The organism is Derxia gummosa DSM 723 (assembly GCF_000482785.1).
Classification (GTDB): domain Bacteria; phylum Pseudomonadota; class Gammaproteobacteria; order Burkholderiales; family Burkholderiaceae_E; genus Derxia; species Derxia gummosa.
Genome location: NZ_KI519499.1, coordinates 677,916 through 697,938, shown reverse-complemented (window position 1 = coordinate 697,938; position 20,023 = coordinate 677,916). Strand labels below are relative to the sequence as shown.

Here is a 20,023-nt window from a genome sequence, read left to right as displayed (position 1 = left end):
CGGGGCCGGAAGCAACTCGACTACGCAACTGCGTCGACCAAGGGCACACGTACAACGCAATTGTTGTGAGCGTGAACGGTGGTCAAGTGCGCGTTCGCGTCCAGCACAAATAATGGCACTCAACGTCGTCGGTGGTGTTTACCGTGAGTACTGTGTCCATCCGCGCTGGAACGACATCTATGGTTCGGCTGGACGCGCTGCAATGGCCATCGCGAACATGGGAACCGATGTGGTCTTGCATTCGTACATGGGGCAGCACGCTATCGATGTGTTCGAGGAACGCGCCGCATGGCTTGAGGGCTTTTCGACGATGCCGACGAAAGTGGACGGCATCGTAGCCTTCCGATACCTGTATGACTTGGACGTCCCAGTCATTTCGGGCGTACCTGACGTCGAATACCCGCCTCTTCAGGTCGATGCAGACAAGGTTGTGCGCTTCGGCATGCTGGAGGGCGACGCGGTTGTTAATGCGGACTGGGCTGTTTACGACCCTCAAAATGTTCGTAAGGGCAAGCCTTTCGGGGCGAATGGCTCAAGAGCGAACCATCTGGCGTTGGTCATGAACTCGTGGGAAGCCGGTCACATGGCGGGCATGCCTGGCGAGCATCCGAGTATGACGGCGCCGGCCCTGGCGCATCAGCAAGGTGCTGAGGTCGTCGTCGTCAAGATGGGGCCTCACGGTGCGTTTGTCTGGACTGCAACTGGGACAACCCAAGTACCGGCCTTCCGTACCGGTCATGTCTGGAAGGTAGGTTCTGGGGACTGCTTCGTAGCGCACTTTGCCAATGAATGGATGCATAACGGCAAGTCCCCCGCTGAGGCAGCTTTAATTGCTTCCCGCGCGACGGCTTACTACGTAGAGACGCAAGGACTGATTACCCCGGTCCAACTAAACGACTATGCCCCTCAGGCAATTGGCCTGTCGGTTGGCTATCGAGCCGGCGAAGTGCGTCAAGTGTATTTGGCTGGCCCTTTTTTCGATTTATCGCAGGTCTGGATGGTTGAGCAAGCTCGGAATGTTCTCCAGGAAATGGGGCTAAAGGTGTTCTCGCCGTACCACGACATTGGCTTAGGCGAGGCAGATGACGTGGTCGCAAAGGACTTGGAAGCCATTCATGCTTCTCATCTCGTGATGGCGATTGCGGACGGTTTTGACCCGGGCACAGTCTATGAAATCGGCTACGCCCGAGCCCTAGGGAAGCCTGTGGTGGTCTACAGCGAACGGCACAAAGGCGAAGGCCTCAAGATGATGGAAGGCTCCGAGTGCACTATTTGCAACGACTTCACGACGGCAATTTATTCGACGTTGTGGGAGGCGGTGGCGTTGTGACAGCAGGATTGCTTCTTTCTGGCGGAATGGATTCAATCGCTATCGCTTGGTGGAAGCGCCCAGCATTCGCCATCACAATAGATTATGGACAGCGTGCCGCAGCGGCAGAGAGGCTCGCGGCGACTCAAGTGTGTTCCGAGTTGGGAATTCAACACAGCATTATCACTATTGACTGCCGTTCGCTAGGCTCGGGCGATATGTCTTATGCGCCACCGCATGCCGAGGCCAAGACCTCGGATTGGTGGCCATACCGCAATCAAATGCTTATCACACTAGCTTCGATGCGCGCAATCGCCCTTGGCGTAAGGACGCTTTACATTGGAACCGTCCGCTCGGATGGCGAGAGCCATCTTGATGGGACGGAAGATTTCGTACGCAAGGTAGACGAATTGACGTCGTACCAAGAAGGTGGAATGCGAATCGTCGCTCCGGCTATTGGTCTTTCGACGGCAGAGCTAGTGCGAGAGGCGCGCGTGCCTCCCTCTCTGCTGGCTTGGTCTCATAGCTGCCACAAGGCTGACATCGCATGCGGCGATTGCCGCGGTTGCAACAAGTACTTGGATACCTATCGAGAACTTGGGCCAGAGTATTCAATTGTCGACTGAACCTATCCCGCGCAAAGAACCGGCGCCTTACAAGCCATTCACGTGGCCTACTGGGAACGTCCAGCAACTTGTTCCGCGTAGTGCACCTCTTCTTGTCGACATGGTCTCAGTAATGGAGCACCGCGAGACACGAAGAGATTCTGGTCGACCGCTTAAGTACGAGGCTCTTGGCGAGTTTCTATGGCTTACAGGCCGAAGCCGCTGCTCTAGGCCAAGCCCTTACGGCTTTGACCAGGAATCAAGACCGCATCCGTCGGCCGGGGCAATGCACCCTGTTCACATCCTGGTAGCTGCGTCGTGTACGCCGTGGCGCTTGTACGACCCGACTGAGCATGCGCTAGTCGACCTGAGGGGAACCACGGCCAACGCGGACTTGGTTCGGAGGAAGGCTGCAGAACTACTAGATGTCGACTCTGGTCTAGTGCTCGCCCTCATCGTTGAGCCCGGCAAGACAGCTGCAAAGTATGTGAATCCTGAAAGCTTGGTGTGGCGCGATGCCGGCGTAGTGCTCGGCTACATGTCAATAGTCGCCGAAGTGCTCGGCTTATCGTTCTGCCCCTTGGGAATCACTGCGCATGCCGAGCTGACTAACCTTTTTGGCCCAAATGAGTGTTTGTTTGGCGCGGGCCTGGCGTTGCTCGGTGGCTGACGCTTCTAGAAAACGAGCGCTGTTTGCGCAGGTTCGCGTCGACGGCGCGCAGGAACGCTTTGGGCCATGCGTTCGTGTAGATGTGCCACCAATTGCTTCACGATGGTGGGAGACGACGCCATTTCGTGCCAGATGACGGCGTCAAGTTCGGACGCGCGCACGTCGAGGGCTTCGGCAAACTGCAGGAATCGCACTTCCAAGTCCATGTAGTTTCGTTCGACCGTCTGGTGCATTGGAAAGATGCCCACAGCCTGACCGACTCTCATGATGTGAATATCCAAAATGGCGACATCGTCGGCGTCCATCCAATTTCGGGCAATCCACGATGCAGTCTTTGGGCCGATACCAGGCGCACCCAGTAGCCAGTCACGCAACTCTTTGCCCGTAGAGAACGTCGGAGCCGAACGGACCATCGGCAGGGCGCCGGCAAGATAGCGTGCCTTTTGCGCTGCGAAGCGATAGCGGACAGTCCTATTGCCGACGCGAAGAGGTTCTGTCAGCCACGCGAGCAGTTGCTGTTCGCTGACGTCCCGGTTGTCAAAGGCACCGTGCTCGCGTAGCCGATGGTAGGCAGCGATGCCGACAGATGCGGGAATTCCATGGCCGCCTAACAGGCATGCGCCGACCTCTTCGCTCAAAGAACGTCCGAGTCGATACGGGGCTGGCCTTCCCATGAGGCGTCGCGCAATTACTTGGTATGCCCAATATGCCGGTGTGGGGAAAGCATCTAAAGAGCCCCACTGCACCCCTTTAATCAGCTCAGCATCGCGCTCCGGAAGCTCAACCTGTACTGCACCTGTTCGAGTCAGAATGGCTGCTGATTGCGACATGAGGACGAGCTCCGGTTTGATGTTCAATTGTTCTCTATAGCCACTCGAGGCGCGCCGGATGTTCGGTCCGGTACGGCACTGCACTTTTCTGGGGCTGTGGCTATGGTGGCGTAGCCGTTCAACCTACTGGTCTCATAACGGTAAGGTCCAGTAGGACATTGAACGAACGGACTGTTGCCAAGCGTCCCGCGTCTCGAGACTCGCTTGTCGCCCTAAGCTCTTGGCTGACGAGTTTGCTCAGCGAGCTGCCGGCGCTTCGTCGGTTGCCGCATCAATTCCTTGGGGTGGCGAATAACGGCTGGGATGGCGCTGCCTCCAGTAGCTACGCCCGCCAACTTGACGCTCTGCTTGGTTTGATGCCCGAAATTCGTCAAGCGTTGCTCGTGTTGCCGGAAAGTTCTCGCGGTCGTGCCGAAAAGCGGACCAGACGCCGGCGTCGGTCAGTAATGCCTTGATGGATGTCCGCTCGCCAGCGTCCACTACCTGCTGGATACGCTTCTCGATTCGAGCAACTGTCGCCTTATCCAGACGTGCGTAGTCGCGCGTCTTCTTGCCCGGCGCCTGGTACAAGCTCGTCACGTCGTCCGGAGCTCGAATGCCTTCATCCAAAAACACATCGAGCACCACATGCTTTGGGGTCGCGAACGGGGTATCAATGCCAGGGCGCGTCATCAATGCGGGCCACGTGTCCAAGCACGTTCCCGGCAGCGGGCAGCCCATGGACTCCAGCAGCGGCTGGCCGAAGTAGCTGCGAAGTTCACGGGCAAGTGCCGCGCCTGCGACCGCACCGGGTGGCAGCTGATAGCCGAGTGCGAGCACTCGAGTCCGATACCACTCGCGCCAGTCGTTATCGACTTGAACCTGTCCGACCAGCGCTTGTACTGACCGTTCAGTGAGCTTCATGCGAAGTGCCGCGGATGCGGGCAATCGCGTTGGAAGCAGCTCTGCCTGATGCGGAAGCGTTATGTCCTTCATGGACGTCCTGCCACGCAAAGGCAAATTGGCGGTCTTGAGGGGCTTGTGGTGGCGGAGGCAAACCAGAGCGCCGGGCAGGAGGTGTGCCCTTCGCCAGTACGACTCGCCGTACATGCGCAGGTCCTGCCGGACGCAGTCAGGACAGAAGCGGCGGTAGGGAACCCCATGGGACACTGATTTGGTCAGTGAGCCAAGACATTCCTGGCCAGGCTGCAGGCTGAGCGCTTTCGTACGAAAGGCGGCTTTGACATCGCGCGTCATATAAGCCACTGCGTACGGGAACATCGTGTGTTGGCTCAGTAGTTCATCAGCGTCCACACCGGCGAAGCTGGCGACGCGGTGGAGTTCACTCGTCATGAGAAATGAATGAGACCCGCGACCTGAAAAGATGGAGCCAAGAAGCGTCTTTAGCGGCAAGCCTGCCTGCACGGCCGCGCGAGCGAAAACGCTTCCGACCACTTCATCGTCATAAGGCTTGGGAAGCAGTGCCATCAGCTCAAATCCACGAGCGCTTCGAGAGGTCGAGCCATGCCAAGTTCACGCATGCGCTGGTACACCTGAGCGCTCGTGTCGGTCGCGGACTGAATTGCTCGGCGGTAGTCCTCCGGTCGGTCTTCGAGCGGCGCGGCTGTCTCCGTCGTGTCGTGTGCGGCAGCGCTGGCTGGGCGTTGCTCGGGCCTCTTCTTGTTCGACTGATGCCGAGCAGCCGGTGCGGCAGCGCCAACCTGAGAATGCGGTGTTGGTACTTGAGCAGTACTCAGACCCTGCATGCGGCGCCCGACGCTTTCAGCCAGCGCGGCGGTGGAGATGGGCGCGACATCATCGTAGAGAGCCAGAACCTCTGAGTCATTACGACGCAGGGCATCAAGCATCGGATGCATCAACTCGAATTCAGTCGCAAAGACCTCGTGAATGAGTTCAGGGCTCAGGCGTTCAGACCCATCGCGCATTGCGCGAGCTTGGGCTGACGCAAAGAGCTTGATGGCGATGTCGATGACGCCTTGGCTGTAGTGATGCATGAGGGCATCGAAGTGGGCATCCAGTGCGACAGGCTGGCGAGTCCACTGAAAGGACCATAGGGTCTCCAGGAAACTGCGCCACTCGTTGATGCCGTCCGCACTCGCTTCGTTCGACAGTCGGTCCCAATGTCGAATGCCTTGGCCGCACGACCGCCGTGATTGCCTGAAGTCCTGACTGAAAACCTTTGCAGCCTTGTTCGTGCCGATGAATAGGATGGGGACGCCGAGCTCGTTGCAGGCCGAGACGAGTTCAGTCATCACTGTCTGCTTGCCCTTATGAGCGTTGGCAAGGTTCTGGATTTCATCCGCCACCAAGAAGCCTACGAAATGCATGTTCAGGACTCGAGCTACCCCACGCATGAGCGCGTCAGCGCCTGTCCTGCCGCCCTTGGCGTACGTCTCGTAGTACTGCGCCCCAGGTATCAGTCGGTCGACCGCATGAAGAATGGCGTGACCCAACCCCTTGATACTCGAGCCGTCACTCGGCATCTCGATGTGGAGCCGCGTTATCTGGTAGGTATTTGTCGAGCGGTGATAGATGACCTCCGGGAACTGCGAGAACCAGCGTTTGACCACCGTGGTCTTGCCCATCCCTGGCATCCCCATCAGCAGTGCCGACAGCTGCAGCGACGAGTTGGCGAACGATGCACCAGCTCGCGCTTGGTCGTATATCGACTGGCATCGGCGCATGTACTCAGGGGTGCGCGGCATGCGGCCCACGTAGCCAGACCGGAGCATCGAATCCAGTGTCTGAGCCAGTTCAACATGGCGCTGGAGCGGAACGACAAAGCTGCGCAGCGTGGCGAGCATGTGCAGACGGTCGTCGGTCGCCCACTCACGTTGCTCCGGCTCGAAGCCTGGTCGCACGCTCAAGAACTCCAGCAATTCATCGGCACGCAAGGTAGCCGGTAGCGCTTCAACCATCGGGTTGCCACGGTATTGGGGCAGGTGGTGAGCTTGATAAGTAGCCTCGACGGCCCCAAAAGCAGAAAGTTCATCCATTACGCATCTTCTCCTGCGCCAGTCGCAGCTTATCAGCGAGACTCAGGGCTCGCGGCGAGTCATTGGTCGCTTGACTCAGGGGTTGGGCCGAGACCTCCTTGCGATTGCTTTCGGCCGCGCGCTCGATTGCGCCTTGTTCAGGGCGTAACGGCAGGACGTTGGAGCCGCGTGCTGGCATGTCGTCGACCGTCGCCACGGCTGGAGCAATGCCGTCAGGCGCCGTGAGGCGCATCGTCGTTCCCAACGCCTGTCGTTCCAGACGGCGTTCTTGTTGCCGGTCCTCGGCAATATCGGCACGACGCGCAGTGCGAGACTTCTTGATACCGGCTGCTGCAAGCTTGGCAGCCGCCGTAGCGAAGATGCCTGCGGTGGCTGCATGCAGGTCCGCTCTCGCCTGGGCTTGCTGATGCTCAATCTCATGACGCATCCGGGCGCGCTCGCGCTCGAACGCTTTCACTTCCGCAAACGACAAGCCGCGGTACTTCTCAGCCCGTGGAGACAAGATGCCGACGTAGAGAGCAGCCTTGTCTGGCGCGTGGATGTAGACGATGTCCACGAGTCGGCTTTCGTACGTCACCATGACCTTGAAACGACGCTTTCGCCCATCGACAAACCATCCGCGGGCAATCGCTTCCTGACAGGTATAGATGCAGCCTTGGAATTCGATGCCGTGTTCCGTGACCGTCGCCTCGCCGCGCGGCAGCAGCGCGATGCGGACTCGTTCTTCAGAGAATCGCGTGAGCAGGCCTGCGCGACTGGAGATGTTGTGATTCCAGATAGCAATGGGTGAGGGGATAACGCCCGCCGCGACTTCCGCCAAGCTGCAGTCGTAATCACGCATCGGCCTGCGGTTGTGCTCGATGATGTGGGTCAGCATCACAGCCGTGAAGTCGTGCAGGGTCAGGCAAGCATCTTTCTCGTAGTGCTTGCCCTGGCGCCGCTTGGCGTTCTCTGGCGGGTCGAAGCCTGGGGTGCCGTCTTGCAGCGTCATGCGTGTCTGCTTGAACTGCGTCTCGACGACTGGCTTGTGGTCGGGTCGCTTGGCAGAGACATTGGCAATGGTGCAGTTCAGTTCTCCGATGACCTGGTCACTGCCTTGCGTCAGCAGTTCGCCGCGGTCTGCGATGATTTCCGACGGAAAGACTTCGTGGGCCGGCCAGTCGCGAGGGTCGTAGGTGACCCCGTACTGCTCGCACAGCGAGCGCTTGTCTGCGGAGATGGTGACAAGCGCTTGCAGCGCGCAAATCCAGCTCGCGTTTTCAAGGCCGATGTACCAGCCGACGATGAGTCGCGACTTACGGTCGACAATGAGGTAGAGCGTCGGCTTGCCGATGATTTTTCGTGAGTCGCTTGATGCGACGAGAAACACATCGACAATCGTGGCGTCGGCTTCGTACTGGTGGCCAACGCCAAGGCAATCTTGAAGGACTGTGCCCAGGACCGCACGGTGCTCGCGCTCAAACTCCTTGTCGCCTTTGCGCTTGCGCAGCACGTGCTCGGCTCCGTAATTCTTGAGCAGGTAATGCCGTAGCTGCTTGTAGGTCGGCCGTTCGCCTGGCGGCCGCAGTCGATGGATATTGTTTCCATCCACTGTTTGGTAGTGCGCTTCCAGCAAGCGCTGATACGTGTGCGCCAGCGTTCTGCGCTCGTCACTGAAGTAGTACCGCTCTATCGCGGTCTTGAAGCGTTCGAGGTCAGTTGCCTCAAGCTGATAGACCGCGACGTCAACAGGCGAAGGACGACCCCGCCCAGTGGTCAAGCCGACACACTTGTGTCTCGATTGGTCGAAGTTGCCGAGCAGCGCAGAGTGAACTTGTCCGCCTCGCCAATACCGCCTCAGGTGCTTGTAGATGGCGACTTTAGAATGACCAGCGGCGATGCGCTCATCGACAAGGCGTGCGCGTTGTGCAGGTTCGAAGATGTCAGGAGTTCTGCTCTGGATGCCGGCCAGCGCTTTCAGGGCGTCATCGCGCACGCGCTGCATGGCGGGCGTCGCCTTGCGGACTGCGGGATTCCAACGTGCGTCGTTCACGCGGTACGGCTTTTGTTGGGCGAGCGCGTCCCATGCGCACAGTTGAGGGAGCGCGTTTGACCGGTCGAGACAGATGACCCACGCGCGGTTCGTTTCCGCGCTTGCCCACAGCAGTCGATACTCGATGCCGTCGGCGAGAAAGATGTCATTGCGCGTCAGCATCACGCGCCTCCGACAGCACGCAGGTGCGACCGCTCGCGAGATGCAAGCTGAAACGATGTGAGTAGCGCGTCAGCGAGAGAAGGCACTTCGAGGTCAGGGACCAACCAGCGGTCCAGCATGAGCATGCGGGCCGCCTTCAAGCCAGTACCGCGCTCAGCGCCTTGACTGGTGTCGAACCGTGCGCAGTGCTCAGCCAATGTGCAAGCAGCAAGACCAGACTGCGGCCACGAGGCCGCGAGACGCGACTTGATGTCGTCGAAGTAGCCGGGGTACGGCTCGCGCTCGCCGTCTCTCAGATAGCCGTCTCGAATCCATCTGAGGTTCGAAATCTTGCGTTTCGGCAGGTCGTCGTGAAAGACGACGTGATGCGCAACGCCGAGCAACTGCAATGCAGCGCGCTGAATTTCAAGCTTTTCGAGAGAGCGACGGTCACTGGCTTCCTCCGTGCGCTTGGCGTTGAAAGCGACGTATTCCTCCATGCCGGCGCGCATGCGCGTGCACAGGAAATCGACGGTCATCACCGTGCGCACATGGGTGCCAACGTAATAGGGATGCTTGATGCCGAGTGATGCCGCGACCTCGGTCGTGACGTCTCTGTCGAGCGGGTACTGCTCGCGGATGTCTGTGATTTCACGAGACCACTCGAGCGCCACAAAGAGGTCATTCTCGACGTTGGACAAGAGGTGATGAACGCGGTTGGTCTTCGGGCTGTAAATGCGTCTGGACATGCCGAGACTGCTCACATCGCGCACGTCAATCCACGGGGTGTATGCAGCGCCTTTTCCGCTCCCGCAGCCTTGTGCCACCAGTGCAGCAATGCGCTCATCTGTCCACCTGACGCCAGCCATACGTTCCTCATCTCATGTCCTGTCGGCGCGTGGTGCGCCTACGCGTGTTCGTCCTGCGGCCGTCGACGGCCTTCATGGGGCCGGCAGCACCTTGTTTGACAGCGCTGGTCGACGTCCAAAGCGTTCGTTCTGGACAGGTGTAAAGACGAGCTGACTGAAAGAATCTCTTAGAATGAGAAAAGCATTTCCATGAAGAACTTTTCTCATCAAAAAACATGTTCGTAGGGCGAGCGAATGAGCACACCAGGGGAGAAACCGGACTATTGGGAAAAGCAGGCCCATCGCATCTTGCGTGCCTTGATGGTTCGACACGGCGTTGACTACAAGGCGCTCACGTACGAACTGACGCGCAACGCGTCGGAAATCGCTGTTCGGCAGATGAGCAATCGAATCCGGGCTGGCAAGTTCCCGCTGAGCTTTTTCCTGCGAGCGCTTGCGGCCATGAACTTGAAAGAGGCCGAGGTCGTGCTGCCAAAGTTGACGCCTAGTCCCTGTCAAGAGCTGACGCCACGTGGCCGCCAAAAGTCCAAGCGCGCGAGCGCCGAGAAGGATGTCGGTGATGAGGGCTAGAACAGTCATGACCGTCATGCGCCCTTGGATTTGGAGACCGCGGTTTGGACGGCAAGCCAGGTCCTGCTTGTGACAGCTTCGGATTCGGATTCGTTCTCGGTTGCGTCTTGCGAAGCCAACCAGCGGCGCCAGACATAGTCGGCATCCCAGTTCCAGCCTGGCGAGTCGAGAAGGCGATACCTGCGTCCTGACGTCGTAAACGCAGTCCCGGTATCGGCGTCAAAGCGTTCGATTGCGCTGGAAACACGTCCTTCTAGGTTTTCGACGCAATAGCCGACCACATGCTGTGTGCCGTGCTTCGTCGCAGCAATGCGCCATGAGCGAACGTGCAGCATCGGTTGCTCATCGACTGTTTGGGTGGGCCAGACTGGCATTTCATATCTCCAGGGCGAACGACGCCCTCGCAGCCAACCTGGCCGGCGATTGCAAAACAACGAGCAAGCCGCGTCCAATCCGCTGGCGAGACGAACGCCAGAAGTGGTCGTGGCTTAAGTGGATGCCGCTAGCTGGCGGCGAAGGTTGACGGCTGCGTGGTCACCTCCGCATGCGCCGGAAGGAGCCGATAACGACGCCAAGGATTTCGAGTGAACCCTTGGGGTAGATGTCGGCGAAGTCTGGGTTTGCTGCCTGCAGGAAGTACCGGTCGTTGGCACGACGCAGGTGCTTGACCGTCAGTTCGCCGTCCACTACGGCTACCACGATGTCGCCCGGCGATGCCGGTGCGTTGCGCTCGACCACGACGATGTCGCCGTCAAGCAGCCCTGCCTCACGCATCGACTCCCCGCGCACCCTGCACAAGATGGACCTGTTCGGGTCATCAACGAGGTAGTCGTCAATCGTCACGAGGTCCAGTGCTTCGTCTGTCGCGGGCTGCGGAATCCCCGCTCGCACGGCGCCGATGAGCGGCCGGGCGAAGAACCGCTTCGTGGGAGCGATGCGTCCTTCCACGCGCTCCAGATATCCAGCCTCAACGAGTCGACCAATCAGCGCGAAGACGCTAGACGACGACGAGAGACCGACTACTTCGCACAGCTTCGCCATCGCTGGAAACGCCTGATGCGCTTTCCAGTACGCCCGTAACGCTGCTAAGTGCTGTTCGTCTCGCATGTCGCCTCGTCGAATGTTTGTTCGATGGCGATGACTGTATGAATCATCAGTAGTCGGGTCAACTACCTTGCGTCCCGCAAGGTGCAATTCCACGTCTATTCGACGAACGGCCGAATCGGCATCACAGGGGTGGCTGAGGGCCAACCTGAGTTCAAAAAGCCGTTCCCAACGGCGCTATTTCAATGGCAGCTATCCGTCCCGATAGGGCGGGACGCTCCTACAGCAGTAGAAGCTATAAGGGGAACCGCAAGGCTGAGGACTCCCCTGGGTTCGAAATGTCCATCTAGGGAAATAGACGTCGTCTTGAGTGAGTGCGCGGCCCCAAGAAGCACTTCTTTGTCGGGTATCGGCCAGTGGAGAAGTTGCCGACTTTGACTTTGATACTTAGGCCAATTTTGTCCGTTGCAGAAACCGGTACGTGTGAATACGCGCTAGCAACTTCACTATTGCCAGTGATATTTAGTTTGCTCGCCTAATAGATGTTGCTAGGCGTCCCTAGAGCAATTTTCGAGACTATAGGAGGTGCATTCACATGCACAAATTCTTGAAGCCGTTTGCAATGATTGCTGCCGGTTTTGCCGTGCAGCAGACGCACGCTGCGCACCTGCCGCAAGACCAGCCTGTCGAAGCTGAGCCGCAGGCCGTGACCAACATGCAGGCCATTCCTTCGCTCGCTGCGGGGAACCTGCCGGCCGTCACCAACTCGGGCGAGGCGTTCGTGCTCAAGCGCGCGCAAAGCGGGGAGTTGCTCGCTACCCATTCGAGCCACAGCTCGCACGGCTCGCATCGGTCCCATCAATCGGGCTATTGAGGCTGAGCTGTGCTGCCCATCGCCGTTAATGGGCAGGAGTTATTCGCCTCCCAATTTACTGCGCAATACCGACGTGCGACTCGAACTTGACCCGACTGTCTACCGGATGGAGGCCGTGCAAAAGGCTGCCTACCGCTTCATCGACCGACTGGCCGTTGTGCTGTCGGCCACGCAGAGACACATCGTCTGCGAGCTTGAGGTTGTCGCAGGCGTGAAGACGCCCCTTGAGCTGCTGTTGTCGGACTTCAAGCGCGAGCTGCTCGACCAGCAGCTGCGGCTGCAAATCAAGGAAGAAACGGCACCCGTACGAGACCTGGTGCTGGCCTACGCCTTCTCGCGTACAGGGCTTCAGGGATGAGCCGCTTCCAGCCGCTGAACTTCTACCAGCGTTCGCCAAGTCGCCCAAGCGGCTATGCCTTGCTGCCGTTTCGCTTCGAAGCGCTGGACGATGACGAGGTCGTGCTGTCCAACATGGTCGGCGAGTTTGCGCTGCTTAAGCGCGACAAGCTCCGCGCGCTCGTGAATCACGAACTCGCGGCAGACGACGTGGACTACGCGCGCCTGCGCGCCCGGCACATGCTGCGCGAGCCGGGCGACGAGGCGCCGGTGGAGCTGCTTGCGCTCAAGACGCGCACGCGCATGGCGCACCTGGCCGCCTTCACGAACCTGCACATCTTCGTGGTAAGCCTGCGCTGCGACCACTCCTGTCAGTACTGCCAAGTGTCGCGCCAGTCCGAGGACAAGGCCCGCTTCGACATGTCGCGAGAGACGGCGGACAAGGCGCTCGACCTCATGTTCCGCTCGCCGAACCGCGCGCTGAAGCTCGAGTTCCAGGGTGGGGAGCCGCTGCTGAACTTCGAGCTCATCCGCTATGTCGTCGAGCAGGCCGAGCAGCGCAACGCATCGCAGGGGCGTGACCTGCGCAAAGTCATCACGACGACGCTGTCACTGGCCACCGACGAGATGCTGCGCTACTGCCGTGACCACGACATCCACCTGTCGAGCTCGCTGGACGGTCCGGAAGACCTGCACAACAAGAACCGGCCTCGTCCAGGCCGCGACAGCCATGCCCGTTTCGTTGACGGCTTGGCCCGGGCGCGCGCCATCATCGGCCGCGACGCCGTCGCAGCACTCATGACGACTTCGGCGGCGAGCCTGCCGCGGGTGCGCGACATCATTGACGAGTACGTGCGCCTCGAGTTCGACGGCATCTTCCTGCGCCATCTCTCGCCCTACGGCTTCGCGCTCAAGACCAAGAGCTACCAGGCCTACGACTCCGAGCGCTGGCTGGACTTCTACAAGGAAGGCCTCGCGTACATCCTCGAGCTCAACCGCGCTGGCGTGCCGTTTCGCGAGTACTACGCGAGCATCCTGCTCACCAAGATGCTCACGGTTCGCGACCCGAACTTCGTGGACCTGTCCAACCCGAGCGGGGCGGGCATCTCAGCCATCGTCTTCAACTACGACGGGGACGTCTACGCTTCCGACGAGGCGCGCATGCTCAAGGAGATGGGGGACGCGACCTTCTGCCTCGGCAACGTGCACACGAGCAGCTACGAGGACATCTTCACGAACGAGGCATTGCTGGGCGCGCTCGAGGACTCCTTCACCTTGTCAGCACCAGGCTGTAGCGACTGCGCCATTGAGCCGTGGTGTGGTGCGGACCCGGTGTTTCACCATGGAATGACCGGCGACATGCTCGGCCGCAAGCCGGAGTCGGCCTTCTGCCGGCGCCAGATGGGTGTGGCCAAGCACCTGCTTCGACTCATGCGCGATGACCCGTCGGCGCGCGAACTCTTTGAAGGTTGGGTGGGCACATGCTGACGCTCTCGGCTAAGGTGCTCCAGCAAGGCGTGCCGTTCGCGGACAATCCGGTCCACCGCCGCACGCCGCGAGTGCTGTTCACGCTGACGACCAACGCGCGGCTGCCGCAGGCTGCGCGTTCCGGCAAGGCGTTTCTAATGCGCGAACCGGGCGAGCTTCCGTCAGGCTTTCCTCAGGTAGTCGCGCTCGAGCGAGCCCGGGTACAGCTGGGTGCAGTGGCCAACCTGACCGTCGTGCCGAACGAACTTGACTACATGGCCGACGGGGACGTGGTAGCGCTCAGTTCCGACGGGCGCATCCGCGTGCTCTATCGCGCCAACACGCCTCACAACGGCGTGCTGCTAACGGAGCAGTGCAACAACTACTGCCTCATGTGCTCGCAGCCGCCGCGGGAGGTTGACGACCGCTGGCTGCTCGATGAAGCGATGGAGCTCATCTCGCACCTTCCACGCGACGGCCGCCCCGGCCTCGTGCTCTCAGGGGGCGAACCGACCACTTGGGGTGCGGGCTTCATTGAGCTCATTGACCAGTTCAAGCGTCAGCGGCCCAACGTCGTCCTGCATGTCCTGAGCAACGGTCGCCGCTTCGCCGATTTCGAGTTCGCCCGAGCCTACGCCGCGGTGAAGCATCCGGACATCGCGGTGGGCATTCCGGTCTACTCCGCCGACCCAACTCGGCATGACTACGTGGTGCAGGCCGCCGGCGCCTTCGATGAGACCGTACGCGGCATCCTGAATCTCAAGCGGCTTGGCCAGCGCGTGGAGATTCGCGTCGTGCTGCATCGTCAGACCATCGACGGCCTGACCGAGCTTGCCCGCTTCATCGCGCGCAACTTGCTCTTCGTCGACAAGGTGGCGCTCATGGGGCTGGAGATGACGGGTTTCACCCGCGCGAACCTCGATGCGCTGTGGATTGACTCGGCAGATTACCGCGACACGTTGAGCGAGGCGGTTCGCGTCTTCAAGCACTTTGACATTCCGGTCGAGATTTACAACCATCAGCTGTGCTTGGTGAACCGCGATGTCGAGGACGTCTACGTGCGCTCGATTTCAGACTGGAAGAAGGAGTATGCACAGGAATGCGCCGTGTGCGTGCGACGAACTGAATGTGGCGGCTTCTTCGCTTCTAGTATTAGGGAAGTATATAGTCGAAAACTGGTCCCGTTTTTTTAGTCGACACGTTCTTAATTTTGGCTGATTTAGTTTGTTCAGTGAGCTCCACAGCGCAGATTGCTGGTCTCTTGTGGTGCAAATCAACTAATCAACAGGATTAATGCGCAGCAACCAAATTGCTAGGCATTCTTGCAGACATGAGATTTCGTGATTCTATAACTCGGCAATGGTTCGACCTTAGAAGGGTCTTGTTGGTTGTGGAGCCGGGGGTGCCTAGAATTTTTGACACCAATGACCTCATTGAACTCAGTGGTGCATTTGCTGATAGTGAGTTGATAGTCAAATACAACAAAATGGCTATTATTTTGGAGGTTAAACATCATGCGGTTCGTGAGATGGTCCGTGAACTGTTCTTTGACTTAGATAAAAACTGTTGGGTTATCCATAATACAGATTTTCGCATCCATCCCTCTTTTTTTGGGCATAACTTGGCGGCTAGAAGCATCGCGATACAAGCCAATGCCGCCCGACGCGTCGGTGCCGGTCGAATAACGACGCTCGGTGTTGGTAACTTTCGGACTGCCCGGTATCCCGAGTTGAGCCAGCAATGGGTTGGCTACTGGATATGGCCTCGGTTGGGATTTGATGCAGACATCCCTGCGGCCATTAAGCATTTTCTGTCGGCTAATTTACAGGGTTGCTGCCGTATATCCGATTTGATTGCTACTCCTGATGGAATGCATGAATGGCTTGTCCATGGTGGCGAGGTTTCACTCGAGTTTGACTTGGCCGAGGGCAGTAAATCATGGGCTGTACTTGATTGCTATACGGCTGAACGTAATATAAGGGTGTGACCATGGCGACTGACTTAAATGAGCTGAAAAAATTCCTGCGCCCAACCACGCTGGAAGAAATTCTTCGTGTGCGCTCGAATAATGAACAAGGTGGTGATAATGCTGATTTTGTCCATGCCTTAGCTGCGGAAATGATAGGTGACTACGTGGCATGCGCAGCAGCCGGTTTCCGCAAAAATCCACAAGTAATGCAGTGTGAATTTAATAAGGTCCAATCCGGTTAAGTCCTGCTGAGTATACTGATTGCTTTAATTGGTACGTCTGTCTTTTTGAGGGCTGATATGACAGCAGTATGCAGTATTCGCCATTGATGAAGGTGCGTTATGGAAGCGGTTTGATTGGTTAAACAAACTTAACAAGAGGGCGCTTGTAAGAAACTCTTGGGGAAACTCAATTGTCTGTCCAAAGACGGGCCAGTCAAAGCCTTAATCTCCTGGTTCTGGCAAAAAATGAGGCGATTTTTGATGGCGGAGAGTGCGCAGGCCTTCTGTGAGCGGCTGTTCTCGAGTTTTTTCAAACGGGCTCTAAGTCCATATCGTCAACACTCTTTTTGCTAGGATGAATTCATGGCTAAGATTTGTCATATTGCAATTCAAAATTTTCGCTCGATACGGGCAATGTCATGGGTGCCATCATCGGGTATTAATTGCCTGGTCGGACCTGGTGATGGCGGAAAATCGACTATCCTTGACGCGATAGATTTTTGCTTGGGTGCGAGACGTAATACCTCGTTCGGCGATGCGGACTTCCACAATTTGGATGTCACTAAGCCAATCGTTATATCCGTGACTCTCAGCGATTTGCCCGATGCGTTATTGAATCTGGATAGTTACGGCGATTTTTTGCGTGGCTTTGACTTGGCGAGCGGCAAAGTTGAAGACGAGCCAAGACATGGAATCCTAACTGTCTTGACGTTTCAACTGACCGTTGAAGGTGACCTTGAGCCGGTGTGGAGCCTTTTTTCCGAGCGGGCCGAACGTGACGGCATCGAACGTGGTTTGGCATGGAAAGACCGCACCGCTTTGGCACCGGCCCGCATTGGCAATTACGCAAATAGCAATCTGTCGTGGTCGCGCAATTCAGTGCTTAACCGATTAACTGATGATAGAGCAGACTTGGGGCCGGAGCTTGCGATAGCCGCGCGCCAAGCGCGCACTAGTTTTGGAGACCAAGCGGATAAACGGTTGGCAGATACTTTGACGAGGGTGACGAGAGTCGCCCAAAACTTGGGCGTCCCGGTTGGGGCCTCAGCTAAGGCGCTGCTTGATGCTCATTCGGTGTCTATTAGCGATGGTGCCATAGCGTTGCACAACGAAGCCGGCATTCCGCTGCGCTCCCTTGGCACTGGCTCGTCCCGATTGCTTGTTGCAGGACTACAGCGGGAATCTGCGGAGACAGCATCAATTGCGCTAGTTGACGAAGTTGAGCATGGCCTGGAGCCACACCGATTGGCACGGCTGCTTGATTCTCTTGGGGCTAAAGAAGTAGCCAGTTCGCTCCAAGTCTTTATGACAAGTCATTCTCCGGTGGCATTGCGAGAGCTGACTGCAGACCAAGTTTTCGTCGTGCGAAAGGACGTCGAGAGGCATCAGGTGTTCCGCGTCGGAGCACAGGAAAGCATGCAAGGTGTTCTGCGCGAGCATGCTGAGGCGTTCTTAGCAAAGTCTATTGTCGTATGTGAGGGGGCGTCTGAGGTCGGCTTCGCTCGAGGGCTGGACCAATATTGGGTTAATAACGGTCAGGCCTCGTTCTTCGCGCTAGGCGGCGCCTATGTGGATACTAAGGGCAGCAATGCAAACCGCTGCTTTGAGCGCGGCACTGCTCTGCTGCGCCTTGGATATCGCGTGCTAGTCCTTGCCGATGCGGATAAGCCTCCGACGCCAGCTGTGGTCGACGCATTTCACGCAGCTGGAGGCCAGTCAGTAACTTGGCGGGCCGGACGAGCACTTGAGGACGAATTGTTTCTTAGTCTGCCATACGTGGCCATTGATAAGTTAATAGCCAAGGCTATCGATATTCTTGGCCGCGATTTGATAAATGACCATCTCAAGTCGAAATCAGCTGGCAAGATTGCGCTGGGCGATTTGGAAGGCGAGTGGCTATTAGGTGAGTTTACGCCTGCGACAAGAAGGTTGCTCGCTAATGCCTCCAAGGGCGGTGGTTGGTTTAAGTCTATATCTGTATTCCAAGACGTGGCAAGAGATATTGTAGGACCAAATTTGGCTATGGCTGAAGTGGGGTTTCAAGAACTCATTTGCACACTTGGTGCTTGGACACATGCCGGCTGAAATCGACTTACTTGCGATTGGTCGAGGGTCGGTCACGGCCCCTGCGGGATGTGGCAAAACTCACCTTATTGCCACGACGCTGGTGCGCCATTCCGGTCCAAAGCCCGTGTTGGTCTTGACTCATACAAACGCAGGAGCCGCCGCGTTACGTCAGCGCATGAACAAGGCGGGGGTCGCCGCCTCAGCCTTCAAAGTCGCTACTATTGATGGCTTTGCTATGCGCCTGGTTTCGATGTTTCCGATGCGCAGCGCCTGCGACTTGCGTATTCTAGAAATTCGAGACCCGCGCAACGATTACCCTGCAATAAGAAATGCTGCCTATAATCTCATTCGGAACGGTCATCTGACCGCAGCCTTGAGTGCAACCTACGCGCGGTTGTTGGTCGACGAGTACCAAGATTGTAATGTCGTACAGCACGCGATTGTAGATGGCCTTGCAGATATGCTTCCCACCGTGGTGCTTGGGGACCCTATGCAGGCCATATTTGGCTTTGCAGGTAACCAACTAGTCGACTGGGAGCGTGATGTCATAACTCAGTTTCCGCCCGTCAGTGAACTTGCAACGCCATGGCGTTGGATAAATGCGGGTACCGAGGAACTAGGCCGATGGCTGTTGCATGTCAGGGCCGAATTGCGGCTGGGGCGCTCCATCGACGTTTCTACAGCAATACCAAATATGCAATGGACGCGGCTCAACGCAGCCGATTTGGAGCGGGGGAGGCGTGCTGCCGCGCTTACACGCCTTCAAGAGAATGAAAACACCATCCTCATCATCGGCGATGCGCGCAATCCTCGCGGACGTCATCAATTGACGAGTCAGACTCCGGGAGCCGTCTCGGTTGAAGCAGTTGACCTTGGTGACCTAACGCACTTTGCACGGCGTTTTGATTTAAGCAGGCCCGATGCACTCGAGCTGCTCATCAACTTTGCCGCTGAAACGATGACCGGGGTTGCGGCCGCAGCCTTGCTTGGTCGTCTTGAGACGCTTCAAAGCGGTCGCGCTATTAAGCCTCCGTCCCCCGTAGAGACGGCAGCGTTGGCGTTTAGGGCCAATCCGTCATGTAAAGCAGCGCTCGAGCTGCTTCAGCGGTTAGAAGAACAGCCCGATGCACGGGTTTTTAGGCCGGAAGTGCTGCATTGCTGTCGGTCTGCCATGCGAGCGGTCGTCAGCGGTGGCGGTACGTTCTTAAAAGAAGTACTGCAAGCACGTGAGCGAAATCGGCATCAAGGTCGCCCTGTGGCCCGTAGGGCAGTGGGGAGCACGCTTCTTCTCAAAGGGTTGGAAGCCGACGTCGCGGTCATCTTGCAGCCTGAAGTAATGGATGCGTGCAATCTGTATGTAGCATTAACTCGAGGTGCGCGACGCCTAGTAGTGTGTTCGTCCGCAAATTGGATTCCTGCCTGACTGCTGAAGGTTGTCCATCTTCGGGAGCCTATTAGATTCTTGGTACTCGTGACTATTTAGAATGAACGCTTTTGGTGCTTCCGACAGTGGATTCAAGCTATTCCTGCCGTCTGAATAAGCCATTTCGAATATAGAATTACGATTTGATTTGTCGCTCCTTTCCAGTCATGTATGGCTCAACACCACCGGAGGCAACATTGCGGGCAGCGGCCATTCGCCGAGTAGCCCGCAGATTTCATCAAAAGAACATTCGATGAATCGGATGCCGGTGACAGGCACCTGATGACGCTGTGCGAGTACTGCGAGGGGGGCGTTCTCGCGATACCTCGCCTGTACGAATTGCGGGTGGCGTCTATTTTTCACAGTTCATCCCAGATTCGCCGATTTGGTGCCGCAGGGTAGTTGGAGCAGGTGGGTGGCCGGATAGTGCCAACGAGATGCCAACGAGAAAGTTCTTCACTTTCCCGATGTAGGACACGGCGTGCGCGCAGGCACGGCCCAGTCGGCGGCCAGACTGAGCCGTACGTTGTCGTCCTGGGCAATCGCCTCACAAACTCGCTGAACCGTCAGGTAATCAGCTGGGATTGGCTACTTGGGCGC

19 protein-coding genes are annotated in these 20,023 nt (G+C 57.8%); 12 read left to right on the top strand and 7 right to left on the bottom strand.

All coding sequences use genetic code 11. The annotated features are described in order from the left end of the window. Positions 1-112: 112 nt before the first annotated feature. From H566_RS26715 to H566_RS30515, 3 genes are all read left to right on the top strand, one after another. Positions 113-1,330 (top strand): PfkB family carbohydrate kinase, encoded by a 1,218-nt coding sequence (locus tag H566_RS26715; protein ID WP_034412305.1) that lies wholly within the window; start codon positions 113-115, stop codon positions 1,328-1,330. Continuing rightward, positions 1,264-1,935: a 7-cyano-7-deazaguanine synthase gene (locus tag H566_RS28640; protein ID WP_342668739.1), complete on the top strand. Its 672-nt coding sequence runs from the start codon at positions 1,264-1,266 to the stop codon at positions 1,933-1,935. The genes H566_RS26715 and H566_RS28640 overlap by 67 nt, the downstream gene beginning before the upstream one ends. Positions 1,936-2,356: 421 nt before the next feature. Then, a complete protein-coding gene (locus H566_RS30515; RefSeq protein WP_169732561.1) occupies positions 2,357-2,584 on the top strand; it encodes a hypothetical protein in 228 nt (75 codons plus the stop codon). Between the two features lie 5 nt (positions 2,585-2,589). Here H566_RS30515 and H566_RS0120400 read toward each other — a convergent pair whose 3' ends face one another. The 5 genes from H566_RS0120400 to H566_RS26705 form a co-directional block, all read right to left on the bottom strand. After that, complete coding sequence (locus H566_RS0120400; protein WP_211238130.1) at positions 2,590-3,441, bottom strand: 8-oxoguanine DNA glycosylase; 852 nt, start codon at positions 3,439-3,441, stop codon at positions 2,590-2,592. Between the two features lie 210 nt (positions 3,442-3,651). Continuing rightward, positions 3,652-4,881, bottom strand: coding sequence for a TnsD family Tn7-like transposition protein (locus H566_RS28635; protein WP_084545331.1), 1,230 nt, complete (start codon positions 4,879-4,881; stop codon positions 3,652-3,654). Next, positions 4,881-6,410, bottom strand: a complete 1,530-nt coding sequence (locus tag H566_RS26710; RefSeq protein WP_084545330.1) for an ATP-binding protein — start codon at positions 6,408-6,410, stop codon at positions 4,881-4,883. The genes H566_RS28635 and H566_RS26710 overlap by 1 nt, the downstream gene beginning before the upstream one ends. Further along, positions 6,403-8,604, bottom strand: coding sequence for a Mu transposase C-terminal domain-containing protein (locus tag H566_RS0120390; RefSeq protein ID WP_084545329.1), 2,202 nt, complete (start codon positions 8,602-8,604; stop codon positions 6,403-6,405). The genes H566_RS26710 and H566_RS0120390 overlap by 8 nt, the downstream gene beginning before the upstream one ends. Next, a complete protein-coding gene (locus H566_RS26705; protein WP_051379069.1) occupies positions 8,604-9,332 on the bottom strand; it encodes a heteromeric transposase endonuclease subunit TnsA in 729 nt (242 codons plus the stop codon). Before H566_RS26705 ends, H566_RS0120390 begins: the two co-directional genes overlap by 1 nt. 354 nt (positions 9,333-9,686) lie before the next feature. Here H566_RS26705 and H566_RS0120375 point away from each other — a divergent pair, with 354 nt between their 5' ends. Then, complete coding sequence (locus tag H566_RS0120375; RefSeq protein ID WP_156924524.1) at positions 9,687-10,022, top strand: DUF6471 domain-containing protein; 336 nt, start codon at positions 9,687-9,689, stop codon at positions 10,020-10,022. 14 nt (positions 10,023-10,036) lie between these two features. Here the strand turns inward: H566_RS0120375 and H566_RS29265 are convergent, their stop codons facing one another. Further along, a complete protein-coding gene (locus H566_RS29265; RefSeq protein ID WP_156924523.1) occupies positions 10,037-10,396 on the bottom strand; it encodes a hypothetical protein in 360 nt (119 codons plus the stop codon). 160 nt (positions 10,397-10,556) lie between these two features. Beyond that, positions 10,557-11,129, bottom strand: a complete 573-nt coding sequence (lexA, locus tag H566_RS0120370) for a transcriptional repressor LexA (protein WP_028312883.1) — start codon at positions 11,127-11,129, stop codon at positions 10,557-10,559. A gap of 532 nt (positions 11,130-11,661) precedes the next feature. Between lexA and hxsA2 the strand changes: the two genes are divergently transcribed. The 8 genes from hxsA2 (at position 11,662) to H566_RS26700 (ending at position 19,423) form a co-directional block, all read left to right on the top strand. Next, positions 11,662-11,940, top strand: a complete 279-nt coding sequence (hxsA2, locus tag H566_RS0120365) for a His-Xaa-Ser repeat protein HxsA2 (RefSeq protein WP_156924522.1) — start codon at positions 11,662-11,664, stop codon at positions 11,938-11,940. 73 nt (positions 11,941-12,013) lie between these two features. Continuing rightward, on the top strand, positions 12,014-12,298 hold the full coding sequence (gene hxsD, locus H566_RS0120360; protein ID WP_028312881.1) for a His-Xaa-Ser system protein HxsD: 285 nt from the start codon (positions 12,014-12,016) through the stop codon (positions 12,296-12,298). Then, positions 12,295-13,764, top strand: coding sequence for a His-Xaa-Ser system radical SAM maturase HxsB (gene hxsB / locus H566_RS0120355; RefSeq protein WP_028312880.1), 1,470 nt, complete (start codon positions 12,295-12,297; stop codon positions 13,762-13,764). The genes hxsD and hxsB overlap by 4 nt, the downstream gene beginning before the upstream one ends. Beyond that, positions 13,758-14,936 (top strand): His-Xaa-Ser system radical SAM maturase HxsC, encoded by a 1,179-nt coding sequence (hxsC, locus tag H566_RS0120350; RefSeq protein ID WP_028312879.1) that lies wholly within the window; start codon positions 13,758-13,760, stop codon positions 14,934-14,936. The genes hxsB and hxsC overlap by 7 nt, the downstream gene beginning before the upstream one ends. 209 nt (positions 14,937-15,145) lie before the next feature. Then, complete coding sequence (locus H566_RS29260) at positions 15,146-15,730, top strand: hypothetical protein (RefSeq protein ID WP_156924521.1); 585 nt, start codon at positions 15,146-15,148, stop codon at positions 15,728-15,730. A 2-nt stretch (positions 15,731-15,732) separates the two neighbouring features. Beyond that, on the top strand, positions 15,733-15,954 hold the full coding sequence (locus tag H566_RS29255; protein WP_156924520.1) for a hypothetical protein: 222 nt from the start codon (positions 15,733-15,735) through the stop codon (positions 15,952-15,954). A gap of 342 nt (positions 15,955-16,296) precedes the next feature. Next, positions 16,297-18,018 carry an ATP-dependent nuclease gene (locus H566_RS27815; protein WP_051379115.1) on the top strand — a complete coding sequence of 574 codons (1,722 nt, stop codon included), beginning with the start codon at positions 16,297-16,299 and terminating at the stop codon, positions 18,016-18,018. Then, positions 18,008-19,423, top strand: a complete 1,416-nt coding sequence (locus tag H566_RS26700; protein WP_034412299.1) for a UvrD-helicase domain-containing protein — start codon at positions 18,008-18,010, stop codon at positions 19,421-19,423. The genes H566_RS27815 and H566_RS26700 overlap by 11 nt, the downstream gene beginning before the upstream one ends. Positions 19,424-20,023 lie beyond the last annotated feature (600 nt).